12 protein-coding genes are annotated in these 9,403 nt (G+C 74.5%); 4 read left to right on the top strand and 8 right to left on the bottom strand.

Features of this window, described 5'->3' with window-relative positions; translation table 11 throughout:
• On the bottom strand, nucleotides 1-322 hold a 322-nt coding region (locus tag AC07A6_RS33935), incomplete at its 3' end, for a lysine transporter LysE (RefSeq protein ID WP_478779682.1).
• A 144-nt stretch (nucleotides 323-466) separates the two neighbouring features.
• Between AC07A6_RS33935 and AC07A6_RS33930 the strand changes: the two genes are divergently transcribed.
• Entirely contained in the window at nucleotides 467-1,228 is a 762-nt protein-coding gene (locus tag AC07A6_RS33930) for a hypothetical protein (protein ID WP_478779681.1), read from the top strand.
• Nucleotides 1,229-1,270: 42 nt separating this feature from the next.
• Here AC07A6_RS33930 and AC07A6_RS33925 read toward each other — a convergent pair whose 3' ends face one another.
• Nucleotides 1,271-2,101, bottom strand: a complete 831-nt coding sequence (locus tag AC07A6_RS33925) for a S1 family peptidase (RefSeq protein ID WP_478779680.1) — start codon at nucleotides 2,099-2,101, stop codon at nucleotides 1,271-1,273.
• Nucleotides 2,102-2,400: 299 nt separating this feature from the next.
• On the opposite strand from AC07A6_RS33925, the gene AC07A6_RS33920 reads away from it, so the two are divergent.
• Nucleotides 2,401-2,826: a hypothetical protein gene (locus tag AC07A6_RS33920; RefSeq protein WP_125818604.1), complete on the top strand. Its 426-nt coding sequence runs from the start codon at nucleotides 2,401-2,403 to the stop codon at nucleotides 2,824-2,826.
• A 64-nt stretch (nucleotides 2,827-2,890) separates the two neighbouring features.
• Here the strand turns inward: AC07A6_RS33920 and AC07A6_RS33915 are convergent, their stop codons facing one another.
• Nucleotides 2,891-3,463 (bottom strand): HPP family protein, encoded by a 573-nt coding sequence (locus AC07A6_RS33915; protein ID WP_478779679.1) that lies wholly within the window; start codon nucleotides 3,461-3,463, stop codon nucleotides 2,891-2,893.
• A 153-nt stretch (nucleotides 3,464-3,616) separates the two neighbouring features.
• On the opposite strand from AC07A6_RS33915, the gene AC07A6_RS33910 reads away from it, so the two are divergent.
• Complete coding sequence (locus AC07A6_RS33910; protein WP_362469378.1) at nucleotides 3,617-4,372, top strand: Clp protease N-terminal domain-containing protein; 756 nt, start codon at nucleotides 3,617-3,619, stop codon at nucleotides 4,370-4,372.
• Here the strand turns inward: AC07A6_RS33910 and AC07A6_RS33905 are convergent.
• The gene (locus AC07A6_RS33905; RefSeq protein ID WP_478779686.1) at nucleotides 4,326-5,417 is read right to left on the bottom strand and encodes an AI-2E family transporter; all 1,092 of its coding nucleotides are present in this window, start codon (nucleotides 5,415-5,417) and stop codon (nucleotides 4,326-4,328) included. The genes AC07A6_RS33910 and AC07A6_RS33905 overlap by 47 nt on opposite strands.
• Before the next feature lie 330 nt (nucleotides 5,418-5,747).
• Entirely contained in the window at nucleotides 5,748-5,942 is a 195-nt protein-coding gene (locus AC07A6_RS33900) for a DUF3046 domain-containing protein (protein WP_125605242.1), read from the bottom strand.
• Between the two features lie 81 nt (nucleotides 5,943-6,023).
• Here AC07A6_RS33900 and AC07A6_RS33895 point away from each other — a divergent pair, with 81 nt between their 5' ends.
• The gene (locus tag AC07A6_RS33895) at nucleotides 6,024-7,049 is read left to right on the top strand and encodes a hypothetical protein (RefSeq protein ID WP_362469374.1); all 1,026 of its coding nucleotides are present in this window, start codon (nucleotides 6,024-6,026) and stop codon (nucleotides 7,047-7,049) included.
• Here AC07A6_RS33895 and AC07A6_RS33890 read toward each other — a convergent pair.
• The 3 genes from AC07A6_RS33890 to AC07A6_RS33880 form a co-directional block, all read right to left on the bottom strand.
• Complete coding sequence (locus AC07A6_RS33890; protein WP_478779678.1) at nucleotides 7,018-7,326, bottom strand: AzlD domain-containing protein; 309 nt, start codon at nucleotides 7,324-7,326, stop codon at nucleotides 7,018-7,020. The genes AC07A6_RS33895 and AC07A6_RS33890 overlap by 32 nt on opposite strands.
• On the bottom strand, nucleotides 7,323-8,051 hold the full coding sequence (locus AC07A6_RS33885; protein WP_478779677.1) for an AzlC family ABC transporter permease: 729 nt from the start codon (nucleotides 8,049-8,051) through the stop codon (nucleotides 7,323-7,325). Before AC07A6_RS33885 ends, AC07A6_RS33890 begins: the two co-directional genes overlap by 4 nt.
• 94 nt (nucleotides 8,052-8,145) lie before the next feature.
• Nucleotides 8,146-9,402, bottom strand: coding sequence for a DUF2716 domain-containing protein (locus AC07A6_RS33880; RefSeq protein ID WP_478779676.1), 1,257 nt, complete (start codon nucleotides 9,400-9,402; stop codon nucleotides 8,146-8,148).
• Nucleotide 9,403: the final 1 nt, after the last annotated feature.

Here is a 9,403-nt window from a genome sequence, read left to right as displayed (position 1 = left end):
ATCCACTCCCGTACAGCAGCAGGAAGCACGCCTTCGCGGCGGCCAGGACGAAGCCGGCCGCCGCGACGGCGGCGAGGCCCCGGGGGCGGCCCTTCGCCGGGTCCCGAAAGGTCCGCCAGGCGCCGTAGGCGAGGAACAGGCCCAGCAGTCCGGCCCCCGCGACGGTCAGGCGCGGGCTGAAGGACCAGCTCAGGTAGGCGGCCAGCGCCAGGCAGCCGAGCAGGGCGCAGGCGAGCAGGCTGAGGATCGCCTCGCCGACGAACTCCCCCGTCGTCTCGATCACGAAGTCCCCGACGGCCTTCACTGCCCTGCGGACCCGCACGATGCCTCCCCGCCCTGTGTCCGTCGCCCCGCGACGCGGGGCCCGGTGGAGAAGACTCCGGCGGCGGCGCGATGGTTGCCGGGGCCCCGGCCGCACGCGGGAGGGCCGGCGGGCGCTGTCGGTGGCGGGACCTAGCCTGGCGCGGTGACGTACGAGAGGGAGACCGGCTTCCGGGTCGGGGACGTGGTGTCGGTCGCGTGTCCCTTCACGCCGGCCGTGGTCGAGCAGGGTGTGCGGCACGGTTGCGTGTCCGTGCGTTGGCCGTGGTGGGGCATCGACACCGGCAGTGATTTCCACCGCTGGAACGGGGTCGTCGCCCTGGGGGTGGATACGGAGCGGTCCGTCGTGCCCGAGGGCGAGGTGGAGCTGTTCCGGACCGAGCCGGCGCCCGAGCACCTGGCGGCGGGGGACGCCTGCCTGGTCGGAGTGCCGCCGACGGTGGTGCACGTGACGTGGGTCGGGCGGCACGACCCCCCGCAGGAGACGGGCTGGCTGCCGCGTCCCGGGACGACCGTGTGCGTGCTGCCGCGCGGGCTGTCCTACCGGGAGTTCCCGGACGGCAGCCATCTCGACGGCTGGGGGTACGGCCTGCACCCGGAGAACGGGATCCCGTACTCCTACGAGCTGCTGATGCGCCCGTACGCGTTCCTGGAGCCGGGTGACGAGGTCGGCGACGCCGCGGGCCGGGCGTGGCGGTTCGAGGGGCCTTGGGACTGGGTGCCGTTCGACGGGGCGCCGCCGGGCCCGGGCCCCGGGTGGCCGCTCGTCCTGCTGGCCCGCGCGGGGGCGCCGTGCCCGGCCGGGGACGCCGCCGCGGCGGCGGTGGCGGCGGGCACGGCGGCCGGCTCCCACCAGGAGACCGTCCGGCAGTGGATGTCCCTGACCGGGGCCTCGCCCACACCCTGACCGGGGCCCGCCCCGCGTACGGGCCCCGGCGCCGGGCGGGGGTTACGGCTTGGGCAGGGTGCAGCCGGGGCGGTTCAGGTCGATCTGGTTGCCGGGGCCGATGCACGGGACGAGGGTGTAGGTCTGCTGGGCGTAGTTGATGCCCTGGCGGACCGTCACGTTGCCGCTCTCGTCCACCTCGCACGGGTTGTTGTCCGTGCAGCGCTGGCCGTCCTCGTTGCCCGTGTTGTTGACGGCGACGACCTTGCCCGTCGTCGTGTCGATCACCGGCGAGCCGGACGTGCCGCCGATGGTGTTGCAGGACGAGGTGTAGCGGACCGAGTCCTTCCAGGTCCAGGCGCCCTCCTTGAGGCGGTACGCGAACCCGTCGACGCTGCAGCTGTAGGTGCGCTTCCAGTACCCGGAGACGACCTTGATGGACGAACCCTGCACCGGGTGGGCGTCGTTGAGGGTCAGGGCGGCTATCCCGTACTGGCTCTGGATCTGCGCGTACGTCTTGGTCAGCTGGTAGAGCGAGACGTCCGTGTCCGTCATCGTGCCGTACGCGATCTTGCTGGCGCGCAGCGTCGCGACCTTCGAGCCGGAGGCGTTGAGCAGGGAGAACGTGCGGCCGGACGCCCGGTTGACGAGGACTTCGCCGGCCGCCGGGAAGCCGGTCTCCAGGCAGTGCCCGTTGGACAGGACGAGTGCGGGGTCGCCGGGCTGGGAGTTGGGGGTGCGGACGACGGAGCCGGAGCAGTTGCTGAGCGCGACCGTGCCCGCGTAGGTGACCGCGACGGCGGGGGTGGTGTCGGAGGCCGAGGCCATGGCAGGGGCGGCCGCCACTCCGGTCAGGAGTAAGGAGAGCGCGACGGCGGCGAGAGGCTTGTTCATGTGGGGGGTCCCCTCTGGTGAAGGATGCGACGGACCGAAGATCTTCCGGTTGTCATGCGCATTCTCAAACCATGGGCCCCAACCCACAAGAGGGCCTTCCCGGTTGGGCGGCGCGCCCGCCGGGGCGGCCGGCGGCACATCCGGAATCAACCATTCCAACACCCCACGAGGCGGGCGCCGGTGCCCATACCGGGGCGCATGGGCCGCCGCCCCGGGCTGGCATTAAACCGCCCCTGGAAGGCCGGTACTCTGCGGTGCCCCCGACGACGGGGGCCGTGAAATTCCGCTCAGGAGGACCCATGGCCATCAAGAAGGCCACGATCCAGCAGCAGGTGGCAGAAGCCCTCGCCCAGGCCAACCCCACCGACAAGCCCATCGTCACGATCCAGGCCATCGCCGGCCCCAGCGTGTGGCTGATGAGCATGCTCGGCCTCATCGGCCAGGCATTCCTCTCCTACTACTTCGTCACCGTCACCGAGCAGGCCGTGGTGCTCCACAAGGCGAGCCGGATGAGCAACCGCCCCCAGGAGATCGTCTTCGCGATATCCCCCGCCGAGGCCGTCGGCAGCATCACCGAGGTCAAGCGCAACGCCGTCTGGAGCTCCTTCCGCATGCAGCTCCCCGGCCAGGCCGCACCGACCCGGATGAACGTGCACCGCATCTGGCGCGGCGAGATGGACCAGCTGCTCGGCCTGCTGACGGGTCAGAACCAGCCCACCGCCTGACGCCTGACGGCCCGGCGGCGGAGGGGACCCGTCCCCAGCCCCCTCCGCCGCCGGGCCCGCCGGCTCACCACCAGTACACGGGGTAGCGGACCGCCCCCCGCCGGGCCCGCGAGGCGGCCGTCCCGGCCAGCACCAGCAGCAGCGCCGCCCCGGCCAGCAGCGGTACGAACACCACCGGATCCGGCGCCTGGAGCACCACCACCACGGTGGTCGCCGCCGCCGGCGAATGCGGGGTCCGGGCCAGGGTCATCGCCCCCACCGCCACCCCCGCCCCGAGCGCCGCCACCCACGGCGCGCCCCCCAGCAGGGCCAGCCCGAGATAGCCCACCGCCGCGCACAGCAGGTGCCCTGCGACGACGCTGCGCGGCTGGGCCAGCGGCAGCGCGGGCACCCCGCAGACGATCGCCGCGCTCGCCGCGATCGGCGGGATCAGCACCGGCTCGTGCAGCAGCGCACCGATCCCGACGAGCGCCAGCAGCGCGGCCGCCGCGACCCCGCCGCTGTGCAGGGCGGTGGTCCGGGCGGGCGACGCGGGCGCCGGGGCGCGTCCCGCCAGCGCGTTCGGGAGGGCCGGGCGGGCACGGCCGACCGCCTTCGCGGCACGGCCCGTACGCGTGTCACTCGTGTCCACACTCATGGGGGCCAGGTCTACGCACCCTCCGCATCACGCTCCTATACGCGCATACACGCATACGCGATCCGCGCGCGGCCCGGCGCGGCCCGGCACCCCTGGCGGCCGAGTGACAACCATCGGTTGACACCCTCGGGGTGTCAACCTAGGGTTGCACTCATGACGAACCCTTCGGTGGAACCCGTTCGCATGACCAATCCGGTACGCCTCGACGACCTGATCGAGGCCATCAAGAAGGTCCACTCCGACACCCTCGACCAGCTCAGCGACGCCGTCGTCGCCGCCGAACACCTCGGCGACGTGGCCGACCACCTCATCGGCCACTTCGTCGACCAGGCCCGCCGCTCCGGCGCCTCCTGGACCGACATCGGCCGCAGCATGGGCGTCACCCGCCAGGCGGCCCAGAAGCGCTTCGTCCCCAAGGCGGACAAGGACGGAGACCCGGGCCTCGACCCGAACGCGGGCTTCGGCCGCTTCACCCCCCGCGCCCGCAACGTGGTCATGTCCGCGCAGAACGAGGCCCGCGCCGCCGGGAACGCCGAGATCCGCACCGAGCACCTGCTGCTCGGCCTGCTCGGCGAGACCGAGGGCCTGGCGGCACATGTCTTCGCCTCAGGCGGCGTCTCCCCGGAGGACCTGCGCACCGCCGCGACCGCCGCCCTCCCCCCGGCCCAGCCGGAGGTCCCCGAGCTCGTCCCCTTCGACGCGAACGCCAAGAAGGTCCTGGAGCTCACCTTCCGCGAGGCCCTGCGCCTGGGCCACGGCTACGTCGGCACCGAGCACATCCTGCTCGCGCTCCTGGAGCTGGAGAACGGCGAGGGTCCGCTCAGCGCCGCCGGCCTCGACAAGGCGGCCGCCGAGGCGACCGTCACCGAAGTCCTCGCAGCCGTACTCGGCGGGGACGGAGCTCAGTAGCCTCCTCGGCCGCCGCGCCCGTCAGCTCGTACCGCTTCACGTACGCGCCGAGGAAGGCCTGCAGGGTGGCGACGGCCGGGATCGCGATGAGCGCCCCAACCGCGCCCAGCAGGGCGGTGCCCGCGATGACCGAGCCGAAGGCCACCGCGGGGTGGATGTCCACGGTCCTGGAGGTCAGCTTCGGCTGCAGGACGTAGTTCTCGAACTGCTGGTAGACCACCACGAATCCGAGGACGTACAGCGCGTACCAGGGGTTGACGGTGAAGGCGATCAGCATCGGCAGCGCGCCCGCCAGGTAGGTGCCGATGGTGGGGATGAACTGGGAGACCAGCCCCACCCACACGGCGAGGGCGGGCGCGTACGGCACGTCGAGCAGTACGAACACGACGTAGTGCGCGATGCCGGAGATCAGCGCCATCAGCCCGCGCGAGTACAGGTAGCCGCCGGTCTTCGCCACGGCGATCTCCCAGGCCCGCAGCACCTCCCGCTGCTTGGCGGGCGGCAGCACGGAACACAGCGCGCGCCGCAGCCTGGGCCCGTCGGCGGCGAAGTAGAAGGAGAACAGGAAGATCGTCAGGAGCTTGAAGAGCCCGCCGAGCACAGTGGCGGACACGTCGAGCACACCGGTGGCGCTGTTCTGCACGTACTTCTGGAGCCACTGGGAGTGCAGCAGGCTGTCCTGGATCTCCAGCCGGGAGAAATCGGTGTGGAAGGTCCGGTTGATCGAGTCGATCACCGAGTCGAGGTATCCCGGGAAGCCCTCGACCATGTCGATGATCTGCCCGGCGAGCATCGATCCGAGCATCGCGAGGAAGCCCGCACCCGCGGCGAACACGCCCAGGAAGACCAGGAAGGCGGCGAGCCCGCGGCGCATGCCGCGGGCCGCCATCCTGGCCACGGCCGGTTCGATGGCGAGCGCGAGGAAGAACGCGATCAGGATGTTGACCAGCAGCCCGATCAGCTGGTGGAAGGCCCAGCTGCCGAGCTGGAAGCAGGCCACCAGGGCCAGTACGAGGACCACCGCGCGCGGCAGCCAGCGCGGCATCCGCGCCTCTCCCGCGGCCGGGGCGGTCCCGGGCGGGACGGCTCCCGCACCCGCGGGGGCCGCGGGTGCGCCGTCCGCGGAACCACCCGACGGGCCCGCCGGTTCACCGCCGGCCGGTTCACCTGCCGGCTGTTCACCGGCCGCCGCTTCACCGGCCGTCTGTTCACCGGCCGTCGCGCCCGCCGTCCGGCCGTTCGTCTCTTCTGTTGCTGCCACGCCGTCCAGTCTGTCCCAACCGCCGCCCGGACCACGAAGCCGCCCGGCGCCCGGACGGCCCGCGGCCCGCGGCAGTGCGCCGGTCCGGGACCGCGCCGGCGCGGCGGGGCCGCCTCAGCGCAGCGAGGCCGGCACGTCCATCGCCGAACACACCGCGCGCCACACGTCCTTGGTCTCCCAGCCCTCGTCCAGCGCCTGGTGGACGGTGCGCCCGCCCAGTTCGGCCATCACGTGGTCCCGGGCGAAGGAGTCCGCGTAGCCCGCGCCGAAGTGCTCGGCCATCCGCTCCCAGAAAATCGTCAACCGCATGCCACCAGTATCCCGCCCCGGAGAGTGCACCCGCCCCGTTGCTCCCCTGCACCCCCGTGCGCGCGCCCTACGGTGTCACGCATGCCTGGAGACGAAGCTCCCGCCCCGGCCCCACCGGGCCCGACGGCCACCTCCGCCCCCTCCACCCCCGCGCCCGGCCCGCTGGCCCGCGCCGAGCGGTTCACCTGGCTCACGGCCCGGGTGCTGGAGCAGCGGCGGTTCGCGTTCCACTTCCTCGGCGGGGATCCCGACCCGGTCGACGCCGCCCTCGGCTCCTACCTCGGCGAGGACGGGGGCTACGGGCACGCGCTCGACCCCGACCTGCGCGGCCCGCTGAGCCAGCCCCTGCACACCGCGCACGCCCTGCGGATCCTCGACGCCCTCGGCCGGTGCTCCGGTCAGCGCATCGAGCGGCTCTGCCGCCACCTGACCCGGGTCTCCACCCCGGAGGGCGCGCTCCCGCTGGTCCTGGCCGGCCCCCGGGACTATCCCGCCGCCCCGTACCACCCGGTGTGCGACGACCCTCCGGGGACGCTGCTCACCACGGGCCCGGTCGTCGGGGTGCTGCACCGCAACCGGATCTGGCACGCCTGGCTGTTCCGGGCCACGGACTTCTGCTGGGAGCGGGTCGAGACGCTGCGCCAGACCCACCCGTACGAGGTCCAGAGCGCGGTGGCCTTCCTCGACGGCGCCCCCGACCGGGCCCGCGCCGCGGCGGCCGCGGACCGGCTGGGCCGGCTGGTGCGCGAGCGGCGGCTGGCGGTGCTCGAACCGGACCGGCGCGCGGAGTACCCGACCGCCCCCGGCTACGCACCGGGCGAGCAGCTGTTCCCGTACGACTACGCGCGGCGGCCGGAGTCGCTGGCCCGCGGCTGGTTCACCGACGAGGAGATGCGGCGCTCGCTGGACTTCCTCGCGGCGGAGCAGCAGCCCGACGGCGGCTGGCCGGTGCACCGCCGGGCCTGGGCGCCGGGCAGCTCGCTGGAGCGGCGGCCGATCGCCACCCTGGAGGCCCTGCTGACCCTGCGGGCGTACGGACGGCCGATCGGGTCCGCCCCGGCCGGGGCCGGCGGGGTCAGCCTCCCAGGGCCCGGACGGCCGCGGTGACGGCCACGGCGGCGCCGACGACCAGCAGGAACGGGGCGCGCAGCAGCAGCGCGACCCCGGCGGCGGCGAGCCCCGCGGCGCGGGCGTCGAGGACCAGCTCCTGGCCGGTGCTGAAGGTCTGCTGGGCGGTGAGCGCGGCGAGCAGGGCGACGGGCAGCAGGGCGGAGAGCCGGCGCACGGCGGGGCGTTCCAGGGCCCCGGCGGGCACGAGCAGTCCGGCGAGCTTGACGGCGTAGCAGCCGGCGACGGTGAGTCCGATGGCGATCCAGACGTTCACGAGCGCTCTCCCTCGGGCGACCGGCGGCCCTTCATCCACAGCACCGCGGGCGCGGCCAGCGCGGCGATCAGTACGGGCACCCCGGCCGGCAGCACCGGCAGGAAGCCGAGCCCCAGCACCAGGGCGAGGGCGGCGACGGCCCGCTCGGTGGCGCCCTTGAGCATCGGCGCGAGCAGGGCGAGGAACACCGCAGGTCCGGCGGCGTCCAGCCCCCAGGCGGCGGTGTCGCCGATGGCCTCGGCGCCGAGCGCGCCCAGCAGGGTGGTGAGGTTCCACAGCACGTAGAGGGCGAGCCCGGTCACGGTGAAGCCGAGCCGGGCCGACCTGCGGTCGGGCTGCGCCAGGGCCACGGCGGTGGTCTCGTCGATGACCCAGTGCGCGGCGAGGGGCCGTACGGCCTTCGGGAGGGCCAGCAGCTGGGACAGCCGCAGCCCGTAGAAGGCGTTGCGGGTGCCGAGGAAGAAGGCCCCGGCGGCGGCGGTGAACGGGTTCCCGCCCGCCGCGAGCGCTCCGACCAGCGCGAACTGCGAGGCGCCGGTGAAGACGAGCAGGCTCAGCACGCAGGCCTGGAGCGTGCTGATCCCGGCCCCGGCCGCGGTCACCCCGAACGCGAACCCCGACAGCCCGACGGCCACGCCCACCCCGAGCGAATCCCGTACGACGGCGGCCCGCGGCCGGCCTTCGACCACGCCGGGGGCCTCGCCGGGGGCCTCTTGTATAACCATCCGATGTTCTCCCACGCCCCGAACGTAGGCGGGGAGGGCCGGCCGGGTCTTGTACGTTCTTGCGCGCTCCGGCGGCGGCCGCCGGACACCCGGCTCAGTCCCGCCGGCGCACCGGGTCCCCCAGGAGCCTGGTCAGCTCCGGCCCGGCGGCCGCGAGCAGCGGGGCCCCGAACACCGTCAGGCTGGGCTCCCAGGGGTGTCCGAAGGTGCCGAAGCGCAGCTCCGGGTCGAGGTAGAGGTAGAAGTCGCCGTCCGGGAAGGCCCGGCCCGGCCATGGCGGCTGTCCGGGCCGGCCGGCCCGGTGCGGGTCGAAGTCGTAGCAGGGGTGCTGCCAGTCCATCCAGTACAGCCGGTCCCCCGGTGCGGTGGCGGCGGTCAGTGCGCGCCGTACGGCCCGCTCCACCGGGCGGGTGTGCTCCTCGACGGGGTCGCCGAGCGGCCAGGTGGCGGCCGGGGCGGGCGGGGCGAAGCCGGGCATCTCCACGACCTTGGTGCGGAAGCCGAACTCCCCCCGCAGCCGGTCCCACAGCGCGTGCTGCCGTGCTCCGCCGAAGCCCAGCACGGGGCGGGCCGTCGCGCCCGGAGCACCCTCGGGGGTCAGGGTGAAGGTGCGTACGGTCGCCACCTCGGTGAACCCGGCCGCGAGCAGGGCCGTACGCGTCTCCCCCGCGGCCTCGGCGCAGCAGTACCGGGCGCCCTCGTACCGGTACATCGCCCCGAGCCCCCGCCAGCTGCGGACCAGGCCGGCCGCGGCCGGGGCCGAGGTCAGCCCGCCGACGGCGACGACGTCCGTGCCGGGCACCACCCGCGCCCAGCCGGCGGCTGCGACGCGGCCGTCCTCCAGGACCACGGCCGCGTCGCCCCAGCCGCCGCACCAGGCGGCTTCGGTCTCGAACTCCTCCAGCGGGTCGGGGTGCGGCCCGCAGACGGCGGCCAGCTCCCGCAGCCGCGGCCACCAGGCGGGATCGGCCTCCCAGGCGCCCAGGGAGCGCACGTCGGCGGGCGGGCCCTGGGGCGGGGCGAGCCCGTCGAAGGCGGCGACCAGGACCGACCGCTCGGGGCCGGGCTCGAACCCGGCCGCCTCCAGTTCCCCGGCCAGGCCCGCCGGGTCGTGGCCGTGGACCTTCCAGCGGGCGCCCTCGCGGCGGGCGGCGAAGGCCTCCGCCTGGCGGCGCACCAGCCCGGGCGGCAGCGGGCCGGTGAGCGGGGCGTGGCCGACGGTGCCGTGGGTGCCGTAGTGGGTGCGCACGAGCGGCCCGTCGTGGCACACCACCGCCCCGACCGGCGGCGGTTCGGGCACCCGCCCCCGCACCCTCGTCTCGTACAGGTCCAGCAGTCCCCCGGTGTCCATG

The organism is Streptomyces sp. NPDC044002, assembly GCF_056434525.1.
Note: the sequence above shows the minus strand (reverse complement) of the source record. Positions and strands in the feature narration are given on the sequence as shown.